Here is a 22,530-nt window from a genome sequence, read left to right as displayed (position 1 = left end):
TCGCCATCGGCTCAACTCGCCTTTTGCAGCCCTTGGAACAGGAAGGGCTTACCCGAGCGATAGTCATAGGCAGGGTTCTCCCAGGCGATCATCTTGCCTGGGTTGAGCAGCCCTTGCGGATCGGTCGCGCGCTTGAAGGCAAGCTGCGCTTCGTCCGTTCGCTTCATGCCTCCCTCCTCCAGTGTGTAGCGGTGGGGGTTGAAGATCCAGCAGCCATTGTCCTCGTGGATGCGGATGATCTCGTCCAGCCGCTCTTCCGTGGTGAAGCGCACCAGCGGCAGGCCTGCCGCGCCGATCGCCCCGTCGAAGCGGATGAATTCGAGATGCGCCGGCACCTCGTCGCCGAAGCGCTCGACCATCGCCTTGACGTGGGCCAGATGATCCGGCGACGGATAGCGAGCCTGGAGATAGGTGATGGTCGGATCGACCCGGATCGCCCGCAGCGTCGTGTGGTTCCAGGTCAGTTCGTAGGCCGGCGGCAGTCCCTTGAGGTCTGCCTCCCGGTCGGCCCGGAAAACGATCTCGCCTTTGGTGCTGCGCACGAAGGCGACGAAAGCGTCCATCGCGTGTGGCGCGATCATGCAGACCACGATGCTCTGCTCACGCCGGAAGAATTTCTGGTGCCGCTTGAAATAGTCGTAAGGGATGGGTGCCGCGATCGGCGTGATCAGCTTCGCCAATATGCCGTCCTGGATAGCGAGGTCGTTGCCGAAGCCGGCCGCGTCCATGAAATCGTCGAAGCCGACGATGGCGTCGATCCAGTCGTAAGAAGCGGTCAGCGGCATCTCGACCTCGGTGATGATGCCGTTGGTGCCGTAGGCGTGCATGACCTTGAGCACGTCCTCACCGGTGAGATCCATGACACGCGGCTCGGCTTCCATGGTCACGGTCCTCAGCCGGATGACATTGCCGAGGTCGCGCAAGCCACCCCAGCGGATCGAGCCGACGCCGCCCGAACCGCCGGCGACGAAGCCGCCGATCGAGGCCGTGTTGTAAGTGGACGGCGACATCCTGAGTTCCTGAACGGAATGCGCCCGCGTCGCCTTGTCGATGTCGGCCAGAACCGCGCCTGGCCCGGTCACCACGCGCCCGGGCGCGATCGTCTTTATCTCTTTCATCTCGGCGAGGTTGAGCACCACGCCGCCCGACAGCGGCATCGCCTGCCCGTAATTGCCTGTGCCGCTGCCGCGCGGCGTCACCGGAACGCCGTGCTTGTGGCAGGCGGCGAGAACGCGGATGACCTCATCCTCGTTCTTCGGCGTGACGATCAGGTCGCCCTTGACGTTGTCGAGCTGCGCTTTCAGCACCGGACTGTACCAGTAGAAGTCGCGGCTCTTCTGCTGGACGATGGCCGGATGGTCGTCAACCTTGATTCCGTCAAGATCGCGCTTCAGCGCAGCGATATCCATCATCCCACCATCAGTTCGTCGAGTTCGGCATAGTCGGGCAGTTGGCGTTCGATCGCCCTGCCCTGGCGCACCACGATGCGATCCGATTCGGGCCGCGACAGCAATTCGGTCCAGCTCCGCCCCTTGAAGACGATGAAGTCCGCGCTGCCGCCGGCGGCAAGCGTCCCGGCGCCATCGAGCCGCATCACCTCGGCCGGCGTCGCCGCCACCGCCTTCGGCCAGTCGCCGACCGGATGATCGAAATGCAGGATGCGCGTCGCCATGCGGTAGACCTCCAGCATGTCGAGATCGCCATAGGCGTAGAATGGATCGCGCGTGTTGTCGGAGGCGACCGCCACCTTGATGCCACGCGCCCTCATCTCGTGCAGCAGCGTCACGCCGCGCCAGCGCGGCGTCGTCTCGTTGTTGCGGCGGTCCTGCAGATAGAGGTTGCACATCGGCAGCGACACCACGGCGAGCCGCGCCTTCGCCACCTTGTCCAGCGTGTCGAGCACCTCGAGGTCGGGCTGGCGCGCCAGCGAGCAGCAATGGCCGACCAGGATGTTGCCCTCAAAACCGTTCCACAGCGAAGCCTCTGCGATCTTCTTCAACGAGATGGCCGCGACATCGTCGGTCTCGTCGGCATGGAAATCGAGATCGAGCCCATGCTTGATCGCCTGCGCGAAAACCTGGTCAAGCAGTTCCTCGAGATCGGGCACCATGTAGGTCACGACACCCAGCACACCCTTGGCCGCGGCGACGCGCTTCGCCAATTTCTCGAACCATTTCTTGTCGCGCACGCCTTCGATTCCGAGCAGGCACGCGGCCTGCAGGTCGATCCGCCCGCGCCATTTTTCCCGCATCATCTCAAACACCGGCCAGGAGATTTCTTCCTGCGGCGCGACACTGTCGAGATGCGTGCGCAAGGCCTTGGTTCCATGCGCATAGGCTGAGCGCAGCGAGAAATCCATGCGGCGCGCCACATCCTCGGCGCTCCAGCGCGCGGTGCGATCGGCGCCGGTGGCGTTGAGCGCGCCCATGAACGTGCCGTCGGGATTGGGTTTTCGCGGCCAGATATGGCCCTTGTCGATATGGGTGTGGCAGTCGACGAAGCAGGGCAGCACGATCCGGCCGGCAAGGTCGATCGCGTCGGCCTGCGCCTTCGACCTTGCTTGGGCGACAATGCTCGCGATCTTGCCGTCGGCGACGGCCAGCTCAGCCAGCGCGAAACCATCCGCGTCGAAGGGCACCGCAAGGCCGGGCGTCAGCGACCGATGAACACGGGCATTGGTGAGCCGGTAGGAACCAGAGGCAGGTATCAAGATCTGGTCCTCGCGATTTCCACTGCTGCTTCAACCACTCTAGCGCTCCTGCTTCAGAGCGCTCTCGTGCCAGCGGCGCAGGATGAGGTGCGACACCAGCGACAGCACCAGGAAGATCAGTATCCCGGTGAGCGAGATCAGGATCAGCGCCGCGAACAACCTGGGAGCGTTGAGCCGGTAGCCTGCCTCGATGATGCGCGAGGCGAGGCCCGACGACTGCCCCTGCGCGCCAGCGACGAATTCGGCGACCACCGCACCGATCAGCGACAGGCCGCCGGCGATCTTCAACCCGCCGAGGAAATAGGGCATCGCCGCCGGCAGCCGCAGATAGCGCAATTGCTGCCAGCGTGTCGCGCCGTTGAGCTTGAACAAGTCGCGCAGGTTTCTGTCGACCGAGTTCAGGCCGAGGGTCGTGTTGGAGAGGATCGGGAAGAAGGCGACGATCCAGGCGCAGAGCAGCAGTTTGACGGTCTGGTTGTTCACATAGATGTTGATCAACGGAAAGATTGCGACGATAGGCGTCACCTGCAGCACGATGGCGAAGGGGAAGAACGACATCTCCACCCATTTCGACTGCGCGAACAGAACCGCCAGCCCGACGCCGCCGATTACGGCGAGAAGCAGGCTTAGGAAGGTGATCCTGAGCGTCACCAGCAGCGAGGAGAACAGCAGCCCCGCATCATTGTGCAGCGTCTGCAGCACCACGCCCGGCCGCGGCAGGATGTATTGCGGGATCTCGTTCCAGACGCAGATGCGATCCCAAAGCCAGATCGCCAGCACCATGATCGCCAGCGGCAGCACCCATTTGCCGATCCGTTCCAGCCGCTCCTGGCGCGCGCGGCGCGCCTCCTCGGGATCGAGCTTCAATGCAGTGTCGTCAATGGCCGTCATGATGAGGTCCGGCGGTTGAGTTGATGGCGTCGACCAGCACGTCCGAGGCCTGCCGGCAAAGCGCGGCGTAGTCGGGTGAAGTCCGGAACACCTCGTCGCGCGGATAGGGCGCGCTGATGGGGAGCTCGCCGAAAACGCGGCCCGGCCGCGCGGCCATGACAACGACGCGGCTGGACAGGAACACGCTCTCGAAGACGCTGTGGGTGACGAAGACCACGGTGAAACGCTCGTCCTGCCACAGTTCCAGAAGGTCGTTGTTGAGCTTGAAGCGAGTGATCTCGTCGAGTGCGGCGAAGGGTTCGTCCATCAGAAGGATGCGCGGCTTGGTCACCATTGCCCGGGCGATCGAGACGCGCATCTTCATGCCGCCGGAGAGCTCGCGCGGCACGGCGTTCTCGAAGCCGGTGAGATGGACGCGCGCCAGCATCTCCATCACCGCCGGTTCGGCCTTGGCACGCGACACGCCTTTCAGCCTGAGCGGCAGCCAGACATTGTCGAAGACGCTCGCCCAAGGCAGCAGCGTCGGCTCCTGGAAGACGAAGCCGATGTTCGAGCGGTCGATCGAGCCTCGCCAATCGAGCTGCCCGGAGGTCGGCGTCGACAGGCCGGCGATCAGCCTGAGCGCGGTCGACTTGCCGCAGCCGGACGGGCCGAGCAGGCTGACGAAATCGCCCTCGCGAATCGCAAGATCGACCTTGCTCAGCGCCGTCACGCCGTTGGAAAAGATCTTGCCGACATTGCGCAACGCCAGCAGCATCGGGGCCTCGCCCGATGCCGCCGGCGTCTCAGCCACTTTCTCCTGGATCATCTCAGGCAGGCCGCCTTACTTCTTCAGCTCCAGCCCAACGCCCTTGTTGATGAAAGCCAGCGTGTAGGCCTTCTTGATGTCGATGCCCGGCTGCGCGACCTTGGCCTTGACCATCTTGTCGTAAAAACTCTGGATGCGCGCGTCGGTCATGGCACCGATGCCGAGCTTTTCCGAATCGCCGGAATCGACGACGCCGAACTTCTTCAGCTGCTCGATCGAGAAGGCGATCTGCTCATCCGTCATGTCCGGATTGTCCTTCTTGATCATCTCGTTGGCGGCTTTGTTGTCGCCGTAGAGGTAATTGTACCAGCCCTTGGCCGAACCATCGACGAAGCACTGCACCACCTCCGGCCGCTTGTCGATCGTGTCCTGCATCACCTCGATGGTCGTCGCATAAGTATCCCAGCCATAATCGGCGAGCAGAAACTGGTTCGGCACGAAGCCGCCTTGCTTCTGCACGGCGAACGGCTCGGACGTCACGTAGCCCTGCTGGATCGACTTCTTGTTGGCGATGAAGGGCGCCGGATTGAACGTATAGGGCACGCGCTTGGCGGCATCGTAGCCGAGATCTGTGACCATCCACTGGAAGAAGGTCTGCGCGCCTTCGTCACCCATGATGTACTGGTCGGCGTTCTTGAGGTCTTCCCACTTGTCCAGCCCCTCTCCCGGATGGGACATGATGACCTGCGGGTCCTTCTGGAAGTCGGACGCGACGACACGCATCGGAATGCCCTGCTGCACGGCGTCGAAGGCCGAAAGCAGATTGCCGCCCATATAGAAATCGATCTTGCCGGCCAGTAGCATCGGCCGGCCGCTGACCTGCGGGCCGCCCTGCATGATGGTGACATCGAGGCCGCAGGCGGCGTAGGTGCCGTCGGCAACGGCCTGATAGTAGCCGCCATGCTCCGGCTCGGCCAGCCAGTTGGTGCCGAACGTCACCTTCTCGTTCGCGGCAGCAGCCAGCGTGCCCGCCACCAGCAAGGCGATCGACCCCGCCAGGATCTTTCTATTTCCGATCATAAACTCACCCTCTCTTGGCTCCGGCGCGCGACGCGCTGGGCTCGACACCATTGGTTCAAGAAGCAAGACACATGCCACCGCCCGGGCCGCCCGCTTGCGCGGCAGTCATTGCCGAGACCGGAAGGGTCATGCTGTACGAAAGGCATCGTGCCTATTTTTTGAACGCCTGTCCATAATCGCCCTGGCGGCATGCACCGCATCTTGAAGCTTTCATGAATCGAGCCTTAGTCTTAAGGCGCACAGGAGAATGCCATGCTGAAATACCTTGCCCCCAAGACCATCAAGCCGCCCTTCGCTCGCTACAGCCACGGCGTTGAAATACCCGCTGGAAAACGGCTGGTGCTGTGCTCCGGTCAGCTGGGCGTCGGGGCCGACGACCATGTTCCCGAGGACGCCGGAGCGCAGGCCGAGCTCTGCTTCAAGAACATCGCCGCGATTCTGAGCGAAGCCGGGATGACCTTGAACGACACCGTGCGCATCAACGCCTTCGTCACCGGCCGCGAACACCTGCAGGCCTATATGGACGTCCGCAATCGGCTCTTTTCGGACCCGGCGCCCGCCTCCACGCTGATGATCGTTTCCGGCTTCGCCCGTCCGGAATTCAAGGTCGAGGTGGAAGTGTTGGCAGCAGGCTAGCTGTTGCCGGGGATAGCCTTTAGACCTCAGGCCGGACGCAGAACAATCGGGAGATGAAACGTGACGACAAGACGAGTGTGGTGGGGCGACTACCGGACGACCGAATATGCCTCGATCGACGCCGAAGCGACCATCGCCGTGCTGCCGGTGGCGGCGATCGAACAGCATGGCCCGCATCTGCCGGTCTCGACCGACACCTCGATCATGGTCGGCATGCTGGAGACGGTGATTGCGCGGCTGCCCGACGATCTCGACATCCGCATCTTGCCGGTACAGGCGGTCGGCAAGTCGAACGAGCACCTGCATGCGCCGGGAACGCTCACCTTGCCCGCCACCACTTTGGTCGATGCCTGGACCGAGCTTGGCCTCTCGGTCGCCCGCGCCGGGGTGAGGAAACTGATCATCGTCAATTCGCATGGCGGCAACGAAGAGATCATGGGCATCATCTCGCGCGAATTGCGCGTGCGCGCCAAGATGCTGTCGGTGAAGACGAGCTGGCAGCGTTTCGGCCGTCCGGCCGGCATGTACACCGAGCTCGAGGACCGTCACGGCATCCATGGCGGCGATGTCGAGACCTCGCTGATGCTGCACTTCCGTCCTGATCTCGTCGACATGACCAAGGCGGATAACTTCGTCTCCAATGTCGCCCGCGCCGAAAAGGAATTTGCCCTGCTGCGCCACACCGGAACGCACGCCTTCGCCTGGATCGCCAGCGACCTCAATCCAAACGGCGTGGTCGGCGACGCCTCGATCGCCACGGCCGAGAAGGGCCGCCTGACGGCGGAAATGCAGGCCGACGGTTTTATCAAGCTGGTCAGGGATGTTCGTAAGGCGAAGCTTGCGGACTGGCTGTCGTAGCTAAAACGCAGGCTCAACTTCCAATAGTTAGTTCGAAGGGTACCCCCTCGAACGCGTCGGCACCGCGCCCGATCGCATCGATCGCCGCGATCATGCGGCCGTCGCGCTGAAGCAGCATGTCGGCGACTGAAATCAGCCGTGGATTGGGCGTGGCCGTCGGCGAGAGGAAACGCAGCGTCTTGGCGAGCTCCATCTCGTCGCGCTTGGGCGAAAGCGCCGCCGCGATGATGTAGGCCGACGCGGTCGAGCGGCTGACGCCGGCATAGCAATGCACAACCAACGGCTTTGCCCGGTCCCAGCGATAGGCGAAGTCGAGCAGGGCGCGGACATGCTCCTCCCCGGGCATGGTCATGCCTTCCTGCGCGATGGCGATGTCGTGCATGACCAGATGCAGGTGGTTTTCCGCCAGGATCGAGGCCGGACGGACCACTTCGGTGCCTGCGGCAAGCAGCGAAAGCAGCCGCTGCGCACCGGTCCTTGCCACGGTTTCGTCGACCTTCGACAGTGAACAGACGTGGATCATCTTTCGATCTCCTTCGGCGCATCCTCGCGCCTAGAGCATGATGCCGAAAAGTGTGAAGCGGTTTTCGGACGACATCATGCTCTTTCTTTTTAATTTAGAGCCGGATTCAGATTTCAGGTCGTTTCGACCTGAAATCATCCGGCTCTATGGCCCAGGCGGCAAGCGCGCTTTCAAGGCGTTGCCACTCCGCCTCGTTGCCCGGCAGACCGAAGCGCAAGACCTGCGGCCGCTCGGCAAAGTGACGGACCAGCACGCCGCTCGAGCCAAGTGCCGAAAACAGGCCCGACGCCCCGGGAAACGACAGATAGCGGAACAGGCCGGTGCCGCCGGCGACCGGAACATCGAATCGGCCAAGCAGCGCGTCGAGCCGCCTGGCATCCTGTGCCAGGCGTTGCCGCATCTCGGCCTGCCACTTTGCATCCGACAGCGCGCGGATGCCATATTCGAGCGCCGGACCAGCCACCGCCCAGGGCCCTAGCTGCACATCCAGCCGCTCGGCCGTCAGTTGATCCGCCAGCGCGAAGCCGAGCCTTACGCCGGCGAGGCCGAAGAACTTGCCGAACGAGCGCAGCACGACGATGCCGCCCTCTCCGACATCGCCGGCCAGGCTTTGCTCGATCGGGCCGACATCCATGAAAGCCTCGTCGACGACCAGCAGCCCGCCCTTGGCGCGAAGCCGCGCGGCAAGGTCGAGCAGGCGGGCCTTTTCGATCACCCGCCCGTCCGGATTGTTGGGATTGACCACCACCGCAAGATCCGCTTCGGCCAGCGCGTCGAAATCGCCGACTTCGGCGACCGCATGGCCGGCGATGGCCGCGGCCCGGGCGTGTTCGGCATAGGTCGGGCCGAGCACCAGCGCCTTGCCGGGGCGCAGCAGCGAGGCCACGCGCGGCAGCAGAATCTGCGTGCCGGGCGCCGCCGCCACGTGTGCCGCTGACGGCGCGCCATAGGCCGAAGCCGCAATTTCGGCCAATTCGCGCAGTTGTGCTGCCTCCGGCAATCGTGACAGGGCGATGGCGGGCAATTCGAAAAGCGGATAGGAGTGCGGATTGATACCTGTCGAAAGATCCACGAAAGGTTGTGGCGCATGAGGAAAAAGCGCGCTTGCGCGGCCAAGGCTGCCGCCGTGATCAACCGCTGCAATCGCTCCGCTTAGAAGCTTCATGTCGATCCTGATCGCTTTCCTGTCACTCGCTGTCGAACGTGCCCTCGGCTATCCGGACTGGCTGTTCAACGCCATCGGCCATCCGGTAACCTGGATCGGCAGGCTGATATCCTTTCTCGATCGCCGGCTCAACCGCGCGACGGATTCCGACGAATTGCGTCGCCGCCGCGGCGTCCAGGCCTTGCTCGTCATTCTGCTGGTGCCCGGCCTGATTGGCCTGGCCCTGCATGTGCTGTTGTGGATGATGTTCCCCACGGGCCTCGTCATCGCCGCGATCCTCGGCTCCTCGCTGCTGTCGCAGAAAAGCCTTGCCGAGCATGTCGAGGAGGTCGCCGACGCGCTGGAGACCGGCGGCCTGACGCTTGGCCGAATCGCCGTGTCGCGCATCGTCGGCCGCGATCCCGAAAAGCTCGACAAGGCGGGCGTCGCGCGCGCCGCGATCGAAAGCCTGGCCGAAAACTTCTCCGACGGCATCGTCGCGCCTGCCTTTTGGATCGGCATCGGCGGGCTTGGCGGCGGTGCGGCCTACAAGGCCGCCAACACCGCCGATTCGATGATCGGCCATAAGACGCCGCAATATGAGGCCTTCGGCCGGGCGGCCGCCCGCTTCGACGACCTGATCAACCTGCCGGCGTCGCGGCTGACCGGCCTGCTCATCGTGCTGGCGGCCTTTCTTGTACCCGGCGCCAGTCCGCGCAAAGCCTGGCTGGTCATGCGGCGCGACGCCAGGAAACACCGCTCGCCCAATGCCGGCTGGCCGGAGGCGGCGATGGCCGGCGCGCTGGGGCTTTCGCTCGCCGGACCGCGCAGCTATGGCGGCGAGGTCGTCGAGGACGCTTTCATGGGCGAGGGCGGCCGCCGCGAGGCCGAAAGCACCGACATCCGCCAGGCGCTGAAGCTCTACCGTGTCGCCGACTGGCTGCTGCTCGGCCTGTTCGCCATCCTCTCGGCGATCGTGATCTACCTGACCATTTTGATCAGCGGCCACGGCGCCAGCGCACTTTAGAACTCGATCCCCTGCTGGGCTTTCACGCCCGCCGAGAAATGGTGCTTGGTCAGGCCCATTTCGGTGACCAAATCGGCCGCCTCGACAAGCAGCGGCTTGGCATTGCGGCCGGTGACGATGACATGCAGATCGTCGCGGCGCGCCTTCAGTGCCGCGACCACCCTTTCCAGGTCGAGATAATCGTAGCGAAGCGCGATGTTGAGCTCGTCGAGCACGACAAGGCTGATCGACGGATCGGCCATCAGCTCCAGCGCCTTAGCCCAGGCGGCTTCGGCGGCGGCGATGTCGCGCTTGAGATCCTGGGTCTCCCAGGTGAAGCCCTCGCCCATCGCGTGCCAGACGACGCGGTCGCCGAAGGCGGCGAAGGCGTCTTTCTCGCCGGTATGCCATTTGCCCTTGATGAACTGGACGACGCCGACGCGCTTGCCATAGCCCAACATCCTGAGCGCCAGGCCGAAGGCCGCAGTGGTCTTGCCCTTGCCCGGGCCGGTGTTGACGATCAGCAGGCCCTTCTCGATCGTCTTGCCGGCCACCTCGGCATCCTGCACCGCCTTGCGCTTGGCCATCTTGGCGCGATGGCGTTCGGCTTCTTTGTCTTCTGTCTCGACCATGTCATTTCACCTTGAGCGGCAGCCCCGCCACCATCAACAGCACACTATCGGCTATCGCCGCGACCTGCTGGTTGAGCCGGCCGGCGGCGTCACGAAACCGGCGCGCCAGCGCGTTGTCGGGCACGATGCCGAGCCCGACTTCATTGGACACCAGGAACCACGGCCCGCGCGGCCGCGACAGCACATCCGCCAGCCGCCGGCATTCGGCCTCGACATCATGTTCGGCCAGCATGTGATTGGTGAGCCACAATGTCAGGCAATCGATCAGCACAGCCTGGTGATCCGGCAAGGCTTCGATCGCGCCGGCAAGGTCGAGCGGCGCATCGACGGTGACCCAGCCTTCGCCACGCCGCGACTGGTGCAGCGCAATGCGCTCGCGCATCTCGTCGTCATAGGCCTGTGCGGTAGCGATGTACGTCCAGGGCAATGGATGGGCGATCGTCAGGTTCTCGGCGTGCGAGCTCTTCCCCGAGCGTGCGCCGCCCAGGATGAAGATCAGCTTCCGATCGGAAGCTTTATTGCCGCTCGCGGCTGTCGCGCCGGTCATTCCCTGCCTTTCCAGGTTGGAATCTCCTCGTAGCCCAAAGGCCGACGGTGCGCGAACCTTAGGCAGAAGCGCAATCACCGGCAAACCAAATTCCGCCACCGCACGGCCCGATTGCGGCACGGCCTACGGATGCTACGAGCCGGCGATCCGGGCGGCGACGAGCTGCTGCAGCCGCCACAGATGCGCATCGTGGATGCCGCGTTGCTCCAGGTTCTTCACCGTGTTGTAGAGATAATCGGCGCCCGAACCCCAATGGCCGCAGGAGGTCGCCAGCCTCTCGACAACCTTTTCCTCGCTTAATGCACCGGCATAGGTTGTACCCTGCCGGTTGATGACGAAGGCCAGCGCCCGCAACGGGCCGCCACTGCTTGTCATGTTGAGCAGGCGCGGATGGTAGCTGGTCGGCTTCAGCGTCACCTCGCGCCGCAGGATCTTGTCGAGTTGCTCGCGCCTGTCGCCTTCGCCAAGCCGAAAGGCGACGCCCTTGCATTGGCCACCACGATCCAGCGCCATCATCAGGCCCGGACTGTCCTTGGTCCCCCGCCAGCGCGTCATGTTCATGCAGAAGGATCTGTGCCAGCCGCGCAGCAGGGCCACCCGCTCCTCGATATGCTCGATCTCGGGCTTCCAGATCAGGGAGCCGTAGCCAAACAGCCAGAGCGGTTCATTGGCGGGAAGCTGAGCCTCCAGCATGCGCACCATTGCGTCATAGTCGGCATCATCCAGATGCGCGGCATCGGGATCCGGCCCCGCATCCTCGACCGTGCGAAAGCAACGGGCGACCAGTTCCTCGGTAAGCGACATGGTTCTTGGCAGCATGCGCGCGACCTTAAGGTTCACGCGCGGGCGCTACAACCCGGAGGGCCGCCAATTGACAACGGCTTTGCCCGGGTGTCGGCTGTCGGCAGAGCAAGCATGATCCCGAAAAGTGGATGCCGGTTTTCGGAAAAGATCATGCTCGCTTTTACCGTTAAAACGCCTTCGGCAGGTAGCGCCAGGTGACGAAGCCGCAGAAGGCGGCCAGGATGCCGAGCGTGACGAACACCGAGCCGAGGCCGAAGAAGGTGAGCACCACCGAATAGACGAGCGGCGGCGTCAGCTCTGAGAAATCGAGATAGGTGCGGTAGACCGCAGCCATCTGCGCCTTCTCGTACGAGCGCACGGAGCGCATGAAGGCGGTCGAGCCGAGCGCGTCGAGCGCGATGGTGAAGAGTGCGCCGCAGAGCAGCAACGCGCCGGTCAGCAAGGGCGCGGCCTCGCCGACGCCGCCCGCCGCGAACAACACCGCCGACATGGCGAAATAGGCGAAAGTCATGACGCGCCGTCCGCCGAAACGCCTGCCCGCCCTGCCCCAGAAAATCGCCATGAACAAAAGCGCATTGCCGGCCGAAACCAGCAAGCCGCCGGCGAGTTTGCCCTGGCCGGTGATCACCATGAACAGCGGGCCGTAGACGAAGAACGTCGTCCAGAAGCAGGAGCGGCCGAACGCGATCAGCCAGGCAAGCCTGAGCCTTGGCTGCTTGACGAAGCGACCGATATTGGCAAGCGGATTGGCCGGGCGCGACTTGCCGGGCCGGATCGACTGGTTGTCGGTCAACCGGTAGAACCAGAACAGGCAAAGCAGCGCGAACGCAAAAACCACGACGGCGCCATGCGCGGCATAGATGCCGAAATGGGTGTAGAGGAAGATGCCCAGCGTCGGCCCGCCGGTCCAGGCAAACATCGACCAGGCCATGCGCAGCGATTCCGCCTGCATGAAGTCGGTCTTGCGGATGTGATCCATGATGTAGAGGTTGAGCGTGATCGACAACGCGCTCGCCCCCATGACGCGGCAAAGCATGCCGGCAATCTGTCCGGGCAGCGTGTGGGTGACGAAGAAGGCGGAGCCGATCGCCAGCAGCACGCAGCCTGCCGTGTAGACCCAGCGCCGCGCGAAGCGGCGGATGAGAATCGGCATGAACAGCGTGACCGAAAGACCCATGAGGGACACGATGGTGTAGAGGATCGAGACGATCCGCTCGTTGTGCAGGATCTCGTAGGCCTGGATCGGGATGACGCTGGAGATCGTGGCGCGGGCGAAGGATTCCACCGCATAGAGCGAAGCGAAGGTGCGCGCATCCGCCGGCCGCAGGGCCGGAAGCCAGATCGGATGGCGCACATGGGTGGACATCGGCCCTCCGAAACGTGAATCACCCCTCAAATCTGGCCGGACCAGCTGCCGGCCAGTAGCAGGAAACCGACCCCCAGAGGCCGAAAAGCGAAGCCTGCCAAAGGCTTTCCGTCACTGGCCTAAAGCGGAATTTCATGGCTGCCATGAAACGCGTTGATGGCTGCCTGCTTCTGTCGTCCACTTGAACCGTGATAGTCATTCGGCTCGACTGAATCGGATTGCGTGACGATGAGCCTTCAAACGATGAGCGACCCTGTTCAGGACGCACCGAAGTCCAGCCGCATCGTCGCCTTTGATGTCCTGCGCGGCGTCGCGCTGCTCGCGATGGCGAGCTACCACTTCACCTGGGATCTCGAAAACTTCGGCTACACCACGCCAGCCCTCACCGCGTTCGGCTGGTGGAAATTGTACGCTCGCTGCATTGCCTCGACCTTCCTGTTCCTGGTCGGCGTCAGCCTTTTCCTCGCCCATGGCCGTCACATCCGCTGGCCTGGCTTCTGGAAGCGTTTTGCCATGGTCGCCGTGGCGGCGATCGCCATTTCCGCCGTCACATATTTCGTCACCCCCGACGGCTTCATCTTCTTCGGCATCCTGCACGAGATCGCGCTGGCCAGCCTGCTCGGCCTCGCCTTTCTGAGGCTGCCCTGGCTGCTGACGGCAATCATTGCCGCGGTCGTCATTGCTGCTCCCTACTATCTGCGCTCGGAGTTCTTCGACCATCCGGCGCTGTGGTGGGTCGGCCTTTCCGCCACCAACCCGCGTTCCAACGACTATGTGCCGCTTTTCCCGTGGTTTGGCGCGGTGCTTGCGGGCATCGCAGCGGTCAAGCTTGCTTCCGCATCGGGCTTGCTCGCCCGTCTGGGAACATGGGCGCCCGGCCGCTGGTCGAACCCGCTGACCTTCATCGGCCGTCACAGCCTCGCCTTCTACCTCATCCACCAGCCGCTTCTGTTCGGTTCTGTATGGCTTTTCTCCCAGGTCATGCCCGCCGCCCCTCAGGACAAGGAAGCCGGCTTCCTGCCGGCTTGCCAGGCGCAGTGCGAACAGCAGCGGGACAGCAAGTTCTGTACGAGCTATTGTGGCTGCATGCTGGACACGCTGAAGGGCGAAGGGTCTCTCGATAAGCTCTACGCCAACGACCAGTCCAGTGTCTGGAAATCGCATCTGGCCGATCTGGCGGAAACCTGCACCGCCGCGACGGAGGACCAGATGGAGGGAGGGCAGCAATGACGGGTATCGTGAAGCCCAGACACGGGATCATTCCCTGGCCGCCGGTGATCTATGTCGTGGCGATTGCGGCGAGCGTCGTCCTCGGCATGCTCTACCCGCTGCCCTGGATCGGCGACATCTTCGGCGATCTCCTGTTCGGCGTCGGCTGGGTGGCGCTGTTCGGCGTCGCCATGCTGTGGATCACGGCCATCCGCGCCATGTTCAAGGCCAGGACGACGCTCGATCCCAATGCCGAGCCAGACCACCTGGTGACGTCCGGCCCCTTCGGCATCACCCGCAACCCGATGTATCTCGCCAACACGCTGCTGCTGATCGGCGTCGCCTTCATCACCGGCATCGCCTGGTTCCTGATCTTTGCCTTCCTCGCCGCCTTCGCGACGCAGAAGCTGGCGATCGAGAAGGAAGAAAAGATCCTGGCGGCGAAGTTCGGCAAGAAATACCGGGACTACGCAAAGCGGGTGCGGCGCTGGATTTGAGGCTGCCTCGCTTGGATCGGTCGCGGGGTCAGGTTCTGGGCAGGTAAGGTTGCGTGTTTCTCATTGGCCGCAACGCCTGATCCATCGTCATTCTAGGGCGGAGCAAGGAGCGAAGCGACGCGCGCAGACCCTAGAATCCATTCCGTGACGTTGAGGCGTCGCCGCGGTGCAGAATTCTGCTCCGCTGCATCCCACGGCTAAAATCACGGAATGGATCCTCGGGTCTCCGCGTCCGCTTCGCTCCCGCTCCGCCCGTGGATGACGAAGCTGAGAGACTCCGGCCAATCTCGAACGTTTGCGACAGTTAGCATTCGGCTATCAGCGGGCTACGTATTCACGCCGAGCTCAGCCAGTCGCTCCACGCAGGACTCTTCGGCCTGGTCGAGCTCGGCCAGCGTCTCCTCCAGGTCGCGGCGCTTCTGGCGCAAGTCCTCGCGCTTCTCCTCGATGCGCTTGATCATCAGCTTGAGCTGGCCGACCTCGCCGGGCGGCTCCTTGTACATCTGGATGATCTCGCGGATCTCGTTGATCGAGAAACCGAGCCTTTTTCCCCGCATGATCTGCCGGATCAGATGCCGGTCGGACGGCCGGAACAGCCGCGTGCGGCCGCGCCTCACAGGCTGCACCAGCCCCTCATCTTCGTAAAAACGCAAAGTCCGCGTCGACACGTCGAACTCGCGTGTCAGCTCGGTGATCGTATAATATTCCCGCATTCCCACTCCCAAGCCCGGGCATCGCCGCTTGGAGCGTCGCCCTTCCCTCCGATCAGACCCATCTCGCGCCGGAATCGGCCCGTGACCCCGCGGCAACCTCGCACGGCATTTACGTAAAAGTCAATTAACGCCGGCTTGTTGATTTAGGGAACTCTAAACCACCATGTCGCCAGCCCGAGGAAAGCGAAAAACCCGACACAGTCGGTGACGGTGGTGACGAAGACCGCCGAGGCCACCGCCGGATCGATCTTGAGGCGGTCGAGCACCAGCGGGATGAGTATCCCGGCAAGTGCTGCGGCAAACATGTTGATGATCATCGCCGCTGCGATGATGCCGCCCAGATTGGGGTCGCGGAACCAGAAGCCGGCGACCATGCCGATGAGCACCGCAAACACCACGCCGTTGATGAAGCCGACACCGAGCTCGCGACGGATGATGCGGGCGGCGTTGTAGATATCGAGGTCCTTGGTCGCCAGCGCGCGCACGGTCACCGTCATGGTCTGCGAGCCGGCATTGCCGCCCATGCCGGCGACGATCGGCATCAGCACCGCCAGCGCCACGATATGCTCGATCGTGTGGTCGAACAGGCCGATGACCGAAGCGGCAAGGAAGGCGGTCACAAGGTTGACCAGCAGCCAGGGCACGCGCGAGCGCGAGGTGGCGAGCACCGTGTCGGACAGTTCTTCGTCGCCGACGCCGCCCATGCGCAACAGGTCCTCCTCCGCCTCCTCCTGGATAACGTCGACCACATCATCGATGGTCAGCACGCCGACCAGCCGCCCGTTCTCGTCGACCACGGCGGCGGAGAGCAGGTTGTATTGCTCGAACTCCCGCGCCGCCTCTTCCTGGTCCATCGTGGCCGGGATCGCATGCAGGGTCTCATGCATGACCTCCTCGACCTTGACCGCGCGCTTGGTGCGCAGGATCTGGTCAAGATCGATGGCGCCGAGCAGCTTGAAGCTCGGGTCGATGACGAAGATCTGGCTGAAGCGGTCGGGCAGGTTCTTGTCCTCGCGCATGTAGTCGATGGTCTGGCCGATCGTCCAGAATGGCGGCACGGCGACGAACTCGGTCTGCATGCGCCGACCGGCGGTCTCTTCCGGATAGTCCAGTGCCCGCCGCAGCCTGATGCGCTCGGTGAAAGGCAGTTGCGACAGGATCTCATCCTGGTCTTCCTTCTCGAGGTCTTCCAGGATGTAGACGGCGTCGTCGGAATCGAGCTCCTGCACCGCCTGCGCGATCTGCTCGTTGGGCAGATTGTCGACGATGTCCATGCGGATCGCTTCGTCGACCTCGGTCAGCGCCGAGAAGTCGAAATCGGTGCCGAGCAATTCGACCAGCGCGCGGCGCTGTTCGGGGTGAAGCGCCTCCAGCACGTCGCCCAGTTCCGACTGGTGCAGGTCGCCGACTTCACGTTTTAGGGTGATCGTGTCGCGGTCGGCGATCGCCGCGCCGATCTGGGCAAGGAAGGAGGCGCGGACAGCGCCGTCCTCGCCATAGATGTCGGCGTGATGCTCCTCGGCGGACGCGGCGCCCCTCATCTGTCTGTCCTGGCCTTCCACCAGCGCCTCCCGCAACGAGGAATCCCCAAACGAGGTCTAGTGCATGATCCCGAAAAGTGGAAACCGCTTTTCGGGAAATCCAAACCCTGTGCGGCAGATAGCGCGGCGACAGGATTCGTCTTCGAAGGAAGTCGCTCTAGCGCTCGGAATAGCCAAGGAAATGTGGCGGTTGTCTTCGCCTCGCAACCGCTCGATAACAGCGTGGGGCGCCCGCGTCGCGGACGTGACAATCGCTTCAGCCGACGCGACAGCGCATGTCGCTGGGGAAAGAGCACCCCTTCCCCATTGAGGCAGAATTGTCATGATGGATGATCCCCCAGGATCAGCGCATCGCTAAACGGTCCGAGGACAAACGCTGCCCTTGAACATCAAGTCCGCAAAGACGAACCAGGCAAATGCCGAGCAGCGCGTTCGCGTGGTCGTTGCCGAGCGCAATCCATTCGTCGTTTCGGCCCTGCGCGAAATGCTCGAATGCGACGGCCGCTTCGATTTGCTCGGTGCCGTGCACAGCGGCGCACAATTCCTGGAACTGGCCGCCGCCACGCAATTCGATGTCGCCGTCGTCGGCTGGAAGCTCGCCGACATGGACGGCGCCGACGTCCTCGCGGAAGTTCAGAACCGCAAGCTCGGCGTGCGCATCACGATCTTTTCCAACGACCACGACATCGGCATCCTGAAGCAATGCGTGCGCCTCGGCGCGCAGGGCTATTGCTTCCAGTTCGACGATCCGCCGGTGATCTTCGAGACGATCCTGGCGGTGGCGCATGGTCGCATCTGCATTCCCTATATCGACATCAACAAGGTCAACGACACGCCGCTGTCGAGGCTCACCGTGCGCGAGCGGGAATTGCTGGCGGTGCTTTCCGACGGCTGGACCAACCTGCAGATCGCGACGCGGACCGGGATTTCCGAGAATACGGTGAAGTACCACCTGAAGAATCTCTACGACAAGCTGGACGTGCGCAACCGCGCCATGGCCGTGGCGCTCTATTCCAGCGAGAAACAACGCACGCCCAAATCGCCTATCGGGTAGGCCAACCGGGTAGGACAGTCCCACCCGCAAGGGCCAACAACTTACCCGGCAAGGTGTTGTTGGCGAGCCTCTTCAAGACGAAACTTCCTCCACAATCACAAACGATCGGAGGAGTTTCGCGCATGGCTGGGTTCACGCATCTTTTCATCCCGGGGCCCACCAACATTCCCGAGCAAGTCCGGCAGGCCATGAACCTGCCGATGGAGGATATGCGCGCTTCCTCTTTCCCCAACCTGACGCTGCCGCTCTTCGAAGACATCAAAAAGGTCTTCAAGAACGAGACCGGCCGCGTCTTCATCTACCCCTCCTCCGGCACCGGCGCCTGGGAAGCGGCGATGACCAATGTGCTCAGCCCCGGCGACAAGGTTCTGATGTCGCGCTTCGGCCAGTTCTCGCATCTGTGGGTCGACATGGCCGAACGCCTCGGCTTCGAGGTCGACGTCATCGACTGCGAATGGGGCACCGGCGTCCCGCTCGAAATCTATGCGGAGCGGCTTAAGGCGGACAAGGCGCACCTCATAAAGGCGGTCTTCTGCACGCAGAACGAGACCGCGACCGGCGTCACCAGCGACGTCGCCGGCTGCCGCGCCGCGCTCGATGCCGCGAACCACCCGGCGCTTCTCTTCGTCGATGGTGTCTCCTCGATCGGCTCGATCGACTTCCGGCAGGAGGAATGGGGCGTCGACTGCGCTGTCAGCGGTTCGCAGAAAGGCTTCATGCTGCCGGCCGGCCTCGGCTTCCTGTCGGTCAGCAAGAAGGCGCTGGCCGCGTCGCGGGTCGCGACCCACCGGCATTGTTACTTTTCCTTCGAAGACATGATCCGCACCAACGACGGCGGCTATTTCCCCTATACGCCGGCCACCCAGTTGCTGCGCGGCCTGCGCGCTTCGCTCGATCTCATCGCCGAGGAAGGGCTGGAGAACATCTTCGCCCGCCATCATCGGCTGGCCGAAGGCGTGCGCAAGGCCGTCGACGCCTGGGGCCTGAAGCTCTGCGCCAAGGCGCCGAAATGGCATTCCGACACCGTCAGTGCCATTGTGGTGCCGGAAGGCATCGACAGCGCCAATGTCGTCAAGCGCGCCTACCAGAAATACAACACCTCTCTCGGCGGCGGCCTCAACAAGGTGGCCGGCAAGGTCTTCCGCATCGGCCATCTCGGCTGGTTGAACGAGGTGATGGTGCTTGCGTCGGTCTCCGCCGCCGAGCTGACGCTACTCGATTGCGGCGTCGACCTTGCGCCGGGCTCCGGCGTCGGCGCGGCCATCGAGCACTTCCGCCGCACGGCCGACGTGCCTGTCGCCAAGGCGGCGTGAGGAGCGCACCATGAGCCACACCATCAACCACCTGAAGAAACTGAGGCTGCAGCGCAGCGAACTGGCTGTACCCGGTTCGAGCCCCGAGATGATCGACAAGGCGGCGAACAGCGCCGCCGACTTCATCTTCCTCGACATCGAGGACGCGGTGGCGCCGCCGGACAAGGAGCGTGCCCGTAAGAACATCATCCAGGCGCTGAACGACATCGACTGGCGCGCCAAGGGCAAGACCGTGTCGGTGCGCATCAACGGCCTCGACACCCATTACATGTACCGCGACGTCGTCGACGTCATGGAACAGGCCGGCGACCGGCTGGACACCATCCTGGTGCCGAAGGTCGGCGTGCCGGCCGACCTCTATATGGTCGAGGCCATGGTCAACCAGATCGAGATGGCCAAGGGCTTCAAGACCCGCGTCGGCCTCGAAGCGCTGATCGAGACGGCGCTCGGCATGGCCAATGTCGAGGCGATCGCCGCCACGCCCGGCCGGCTGGAAGCGATGCATTTCGGCGTCGCCGACTATGCCGCCTCAAACAAGGCGCGCACCGTCAACATCGGCGGGCTCAATCCGGACTATCCCGGCGACCAGTGGCATTTTGCGCTGTCGCGCATGACTGTCGCCTGCCGCGCCTACGGCCTGCGCGCCATCGACGGACCGTTCGGCGATTTCTCCGACCCCGAGGGCTACAAGGCAGCCGCCCGACGCGCCGCCGCACTCGGCATCGAAGGCAAATGGGCGATCCACCCTTCGCAGATCGCCCTGGCCAACGACGTGTTCTCGCCGCCGGAGAAGGAAGTCACGCGCGCCCGCCGCATCCTCGAAGTGCTGAAGGAGGCGGAAGCGCTCGGCAAGGGTGCCGCTGCGCTCGACGGCAAGATGATCGACGCGGCGTCGGAGCGCATGGCGCGCAACGTGCTGGTGGTCAACGAGGCGATCGAGCGCGCCAGCCAAACTTTGTTGGCTAATGGGCCGCATGCCGCCGCCGCGCAGTAGAAAAATACCGGGAGGACAAGATGGACATCCACGAATACCAGGCCAAGGAACTGCTTGCCCGCCACGGCGTGCATGTACCGCGCGGCGGCCTCGCTTACAGCCCCGAACAGGCGACCTACCGTGCCAGGGAGATCGGCGGGGCCAAATGGGTGCTGAAGGCGCAGGTTCATTCCGGCGCGCGCGGTAAGGCGGGCGGCATCAAACTCTGCTCGAACGACGAGGAGATCTCCAACGCTGCCGAAGCCATGCTCGGGCGCAAGCTTGTGACCCAGCAGACCGGCCCGCGCGGCAAGCTGATCTCTCGCCTCTATCTTGAGGAGGCCGTCGACATCGCTCAGGAGCTCTATCTCGGCTTCGTGCTCGACCGCAAGGAAGAGCGCGTCATGATCGTGGCGTCGGCCGCCGGCGGCATGGAGATCGAGGATATCTCTGAAAAGAAGCCTGATTCGATCATCCGCGCCACCGTCGACCCCGGCGTCGGCATGCAGGGTTTTCAGGCGCGCGAGATCGCCTTTGGCCTCGGCCTTGAAAGCAACCTGATCGGCAAGGCCACCGAAACCATCCTGGGCTGCTACCAGGTGTTCCGCGACTACGACGCCTCGATGCTGGAGATCAATCCGCTGGTGGTGACGCGCGACGGCAGCCTCGTCGCGCTCGACGCAAAAATGTCGTTCGACGAGAACGCGCTGTTCCGTCGTCCCGAGATTTCCGAGCTGCGCGACAAGAGCCAGGAAGACCCGCGCGAGACCTTCGCAAGCGACCGCGGCCTCTCCTATGTCGGGCTCGAGGGCAATATCGGCTGCATCATCAACGGCGCCGGGCTGGCCATGGCGACGATGGACATGATCAAGATCGCCGGCGGCGAGCCGGCCAACTTCCTCGACATCGGCGGCGGCGCCTCACCCGAGCGGGTGGCAAAATCCTTCCGCGCCGTGCTCGGCGACAAGAATGTCGAGACCATCCTGGTCAACATCTTCGCCGGCATCAACCGCTGCGACTGGGTCGCCGAAGGCGTCATCAAGGCGATCCGCGAGGTCGGTGTCGACGTCCCGCTGGTGGTGCGCCTTTCCGGCACCAAGGTCGACGAAGGGCGCAAGATCCTCGCCGATTCCGGCGAGGCGGTGATCGTCGCCGACACGCTGGCCGAAGCCGCCGAAAAAGCCGTCGCCGCCTGGCGCGAAGCCACCAAGAACAAAAAAGCAGCCTGAGGGAGGTCGATAAATGGCAATCCTGCTCAACCGCAGCACGCGCGTGATCGTGCAAGGCTTCACCGGCAAGATCGGCAGCTTCCACGCCGAGGACATGAAGCGCTACGGCACCAAGCTGGTCGGCGGCGTCACCCCCGGCAAGGGCGGCCAGACGCATCTCGGCCTGCCCGTCTTCAACACGGTCAAGGGCGCGGTGCGTGAGACCCGCGCCGAGGCCAGCATCGTCTTCGTGCCGCCGCCCTTCGCCGCCGATTCGATCATGGAAGCGGCGGACGCCGGGATAAAACTCTGCGTCTGTATCACCGACGGTATCCCCTCGCAGGACATGATGCAGGTCAAGCGCTACATGCGCCGCTACCGCTTCGAGGACCGCATGCGGCTGGTTGGCCCGAACTGCGCCGGCGTCATCACGCCTGGACAGGCGCTGATGGGCATCATGCCTGGCAACATCTACCTGCCCGGGCGCGTCGGCATCGTCGGCCGTTCCGGCACGCTGGGCTATGAGGCCGCTTCGCAGATGAAGGCGCTGGGCATCGGCGTTTCGACCAGCGTCGGCATCGGCGGCGACCCGATCAACGGCTCGTCCTTCAAGGACATCCTGCAGCTTTTCGAGCGCGACGAGGATACCGACGCCGTGGTGATGATCGGCGAGATCGGCGGCCCGCAGGAAGCCGAAGCCGCGATCTGGGCGCGCGACAACATGCGCAAACCGCTGATCGCCTACATCGCCGGCCTGTCCGCCCCGAAGGGCAGGCGCATGGGTCATGCCGGCGCCATCATCTCCGCTTTCGGCGAATCGGCGCAGGAAAAGGTCGAGATCCTCAAGGAAGCCGGCGTCGTCATCGTGCCGACCCCTGCTTCTTTCGGCGAGGTCGTGGCCGACACGCTGGCGCGGACGAAGAAGGCTGCTTGACAGCTGGCCAGGCGAAAGTCGCGGAAAGCAGAACGTGAAGCCAGTCTCGGGCCGGCGATCTTCGCGGTCGCCGGCCCGGATCGGCTCGCCTTACGGTCGACGCGACCTTGGTCAGAGCAATTCGAGAAACTGTGCGCAGCGAT

The 22,530-nt window shown here is 63.8% G+C and carries 23 protein-coding genes; 10 read left to right on the top strand and 13 right to left on the bottom strand.

Annotated elements, in window-relative coordinates; genetic code table 11:
• Positions 1 to 11: 11 nt before the first annotated feature.
• The 5 genes from RFM52_RS04200 to RFM52_RS04180 are packed head-to-tail and all read right to left on the bottom strand — an operon-like array spanning position 12 to position 5,429.
• Positions 12 to 1,409: an FAD-binding oxidoreductase gene (locus RFM52_RS04200; RefSeq protein WP_320295557.1), complete on the bottom strand. Its 1,398-nt coding sequence runs from the start codon at positions 1,407 to 1,409 to the stop codon at positions 12 to 14.
• Positions 1,409 to 2,710, bottom strand: a complete 1,302-nt coding sequence (locus tag RFM52_RS04195) for a cytosine deaminase (RefSeq protein ID WP_320295274.1) — start codon at positions 2,708 to 2,710, stop codon at positions 1,409 to 1,411. The genes RFM52_RS04200 and RFM52_RS04195 overlap by 1 nt, the downstream gene beginning before the upstream one ends.
• 39 nt (positions 2,711 to 2,749) lie before the next feature.
• Positions 2,750 to 3,601 carry an ABC transporter permease gene (locus RFM52_RS04190; protein ID WP_320295273.1) on the bottom strand — a complete coding sequence of 284 codons (852 nt, stop codon included), beginning with the start codon at positions 3,599 to 3,601 and terminating at the stop codon, positions 2,750 to 2,752.
• Positions 3,588 to 4,409, bottom strand: coding sequence for an ABC transporter ATP-binding protein (locus tag RFM52_RS04185; protein ID WP_320295272.1), 822 nt, complete (start codon positions 4,407 to 4,409; stop codon positions 3,588 to 3,590). Before RFM52_RS04185 ends, RFM52_RS04190 begins: the two co-directional genes overlap by 14 nt.
• Positions 4,410 to 4,424: 15 nt before the next feature.
• On the bottom strand, positions 4,425 to 5,429 hold the full coding sequence (locus RFM52_RS04180) for an ABC transporter substrate-binding protein (RefSeq protein WP_320295271.1): 1,005 nt from the start codon (positions 5,427 to 5,429) through the stop codon (positions 4,425 to 4,427).
• 252 nt (positions 5,430 to 5,681) lie between these two features.
• Here RFM52_RS04180 and RFM52_RS04175 point away from each other — a divergent pair, with 252 nt between their 5' ends.
• Both RFM52_RS04175 and RFM52_RS04170 read left to right on the top strand, forming a co-directional pair.
• Complete coding sequence (locus RFM52_RS04175; RefSeq protein WP_320295270.1) at positions 5,682 to 6,065, top strand: RidA family protein; 384 nt, start codon at positions 5,682 to 5,684, stop codon at positions 6,063 to 6,065.
• A gap of 60 nt (positions 6,066 to 6,125) precedes the next feature.
• The gene (locus RFM52_RS04170; protein WP_320295269.1) at positions 6,126 to 6,923 is read left to right on the top strand and encodes a creatininase family protein; all 798 of its coding nucleotides are present in this window, start codon (positions 6,126 to 6,128) and stop codon (positions 6,921 to 6,923) included.
• A 13-nt stretch (positions 6,924 to 6,936) separates the two neighbouring features.
• Here the strand turns inward: RFM52_RS04170 and RFM52_RS04165 are convergent, their stop codons facing one another.
• On the bottom strand, positions 6,937 to 7,446 hold the full coding sequence (locus RFM52_RS04165) for a tyrosine phosphatase family protein (RefSeq protein ID WP_320295268.1): 510 nt from the start codon (positions 7,444 to 7,446) through the stop codon (positions 6,937 to 6,939).
• Between the two features lie 106 nt (positions 7,447 to 7,552).
• The gene (gene cobD, locus RFM52_RS04160) at positions 7,553 to 8,611 is read right to left on the bottom strand and encodes a threonine-phosphate decarboxylase CobD (protein WP_320295267.1); all 1,059 of its coding nucleotides are present in this window, start codon (positions 8,609 to 8,611) and stop codon (positions 7,553 to 7,555) included.
• Between cobD and cbiB the strand changes: the two genes are divergently transcribed.
• Positions 8,610 to 9,617 (top strand): adenosylcobinamide-phosphate synthase CbiB, encoded by a 1,008-nt coding sequence (gene cbiB, locus RFM52_RS04155; RefSeq protein WP_320295266.1) that lies wholly within the window; start codon positions 8,610 to 8,612, stop codon positions 9,615 to 9,617. The genes cobD and cbiB overlap by 2 nt on opposite strands.
• Here cbiB and cobO read toward each other — a convergent pair.
• The 4 genes from cobO to RFM52_RS04135 all read right to left on the bottom strand — a co-directional run bounded on the left by cobO (position 9,614) and on the right by RFM52_RS04135 (position 12,945).
• A complete protein-coding gene (gene cobO, locus RFM52_RS04150; RefSeq protein WP_320295265.1) occupies positions 9,614 to 10,228 on the bottom strand; it encodes a cob(I)yrinic acid a,c-diamide adenosyltransferase in 615 nt (204 codons plus the stop codon). The genes cbiB and cobO overlap by 4 nt on opposite strands.
• A 1-nt stretch (position 10,229) precedes the next feature.
• On the bottom strand, positions 10,230 to 10,775 hold the full coding sequence (cobU, locus tag RFM52_RS04145) for a bifunctional adenosylcobinamide kinase/adenosylcobinamide-phosphate guanylyltransferase (RefSeq protein WP_320295264.1): 546 nt from the start codon (positions 10,773 to 10,775) through the stop codon (positions 10,230 to 10,232).
• Positions 10,776 to 10,907: 132 nt separating this feature from the next.
• Positions 10,908 to 11,594 (bottom strand): gamma-glutamylcyclotransferase, encoded by a 687-nt coding sequence (locus tag RFM52_RS04140; protein WP_320295263.1) that lies wholly within the window; start codon positions 11,592 to 11,594, stop codon positions 10,908 to 10,910.
• A 151-nt stretch (positions 11,595 to 11,745) separates the two neighbouring features.
• A complete protein-coding gene (locus tag RFM52_RS04135) occupies positions 11,746 to 12,945 on the bottom strand; it encodes an MFS transporter (protein ID WP_320295262.1) in 1,200 nt (399 codons plus the stop codon).
• A gap of 228 nt (positions 12,946 to 13,173) precedes the next feature.
• On the opposite strand from RFM52_RS04135, the gene RFM52_RS04130 reads away from it, so the two are divergent.
• Positions 13,174 to 14,175 carry a heparan-alpha-glucosaminide N-acetyltransferase gene (locus RFM52_RS04130; protein ID WP_320295261.1) on the top strand — a complete coding sequence of 334 codons (1,002 nt, stop codon included), beginning with the start codon at positions 13,174 to 13,176 and terminating at the stop codon, positions 14,173 to 14,175.
• The gene (locus RFM52_RS04125; protein WP_320295260.1) at positions 14,172 to 14,651 is read left to right on the top strand and encodes a methyltransferase family protein; all 480 of its coding nucleotides are present in this window, start codon (positions 14,172 to 14,174) and stop codon (positions 14,649 to 14,651) included. Before RFM52_RS04130 ends, RFM52_RS04125 begins: the two co-directional genes overlap by 4 nt.
• A 326-nt stretch (positions 14,652 to 14,977) precedes the next feature.
• On the opposite strand, the gene RFM52_RS04120 is transcribed toward RFM52_RS04125, so the two are convergent.
• Both RFM52_RS04120 and mgtE read right to left on the bottom strand, forming a co-directional pair.
• Positions 14,978 to 15,364: a MerR family transcriptional regulator gene (locus tag RFM52_RS04120; protein WP_027168973.1), complete on the bottom strand. Its 387-nt coding sequence runs from the start codon at positions 15,362 to 15,364 to the stop codon at positions 14,978 to 14,980.
• Between the two features lie 143 nt (positions 15,365 to 15,507).
• Positions 15,508 to 16,905 (bottom strand): magnesium transporter, encoded by a 1,398-nt coding sequence (gene mgtE, locus RFM52_RS04115; RefSeq protein ID WP_320295259.1) that lies wholly within the window; start codon positions 16,903 to 16,905, stop codon positions 15,508 to 15,510.
• 382 nt (positions 16,906 to 17,287) lie between these two features.
• Here mgtE and RFM52_RS04110 point away from each other — a divergent pair, with 382 nt between their 5' ends.
• The 5 genes from RFM52_RS04110 to sucD all read left to right on the top strand — a co-directional run bounded on the left by RFM52_RS04110 (position 17,288) and on the right by sucD (position 22,387).
• Positions 17,288 to 17,959, top strand: a complete 672-nt coding sequence (locus tag RFM52_RS04110; protein WP_320295258.1) for a response regulator transcription factor — start codon at positions 17,288 to 17,290, stop codon at positions 17,957 to 17,959.
• 122 nt (positions 17,960 to 18,081) lie between these two features.
• Positions 18,082 to 19,272: an aminotransferase class V-fold PLP-dependent enzyme gene (locus tag RFM52_RS04105; protein ID WP_320295257.1), complete on the top strand. Its 1,191-nt coding sequence runs from the start codon at positions 18,082 to 18,084 to the stop codon at positions 19,270 to 19,272.
• A 10-nt stretch (positions 19,273 to 19,282) separates the two neighbouring features.
• Complete coding sequence (locus tag RFM52_RS04100) at positions 19,283 to 20,266, top strand: HpcH/HpaI aldolase/citrate lyase family protein (RefSeq protein WP_320295256.1); 984 nt, start codon at positions 19,283 to 19,285, stop codon at positions 20,264 to 20,266.
• Positions 20,267 to 20,286: 20 nt separating this feature from the next.
• Positions 20,287 to 21,474, top strand: coding sequence for a malate--CoA ligase subunit beta (locus tag RFM52_RS04095; RefSeq protein WP_320295255.1), 1,188 nt, complete (start codon positions 20,287 to 20,289; stop codon positions 21,472 to 21,474).
• A 13-nt stretch (positions 21,475 to 21,487) separates the two neighbouring features.
• Positions 21,488 to 22,387, top strand: a complete 900-nt coding sequence (sucD, locus tag RFM52_RS04090) for a succinate--CoA ligase subunit alpha (RefSeq protein WP_320295254.1) — start codon at positions 21,488 to 21,490, stop codon at positions 22,385 to 22,387.
• The last annotated feature ends 143 nt before the right edge of the window (positions 22,388 to 22,530 follow it).

The sequence above is a fragment of the Mesorhizobium humile genome (genome assembly GCF_033977215.1).
In the GTDB taxonomy this organism is placed as follows: Bacteria; Pseudomonadota; Alphaproteobacteria; order Rhizobiales; family Rhizobiaceae; genus Mesorhizobium; species Mesorhizobium humile.
Note: the sequence above shows the minus strand (reverse complement) of the source record. Positions and strands in the feature narration are given on the sequence as shown.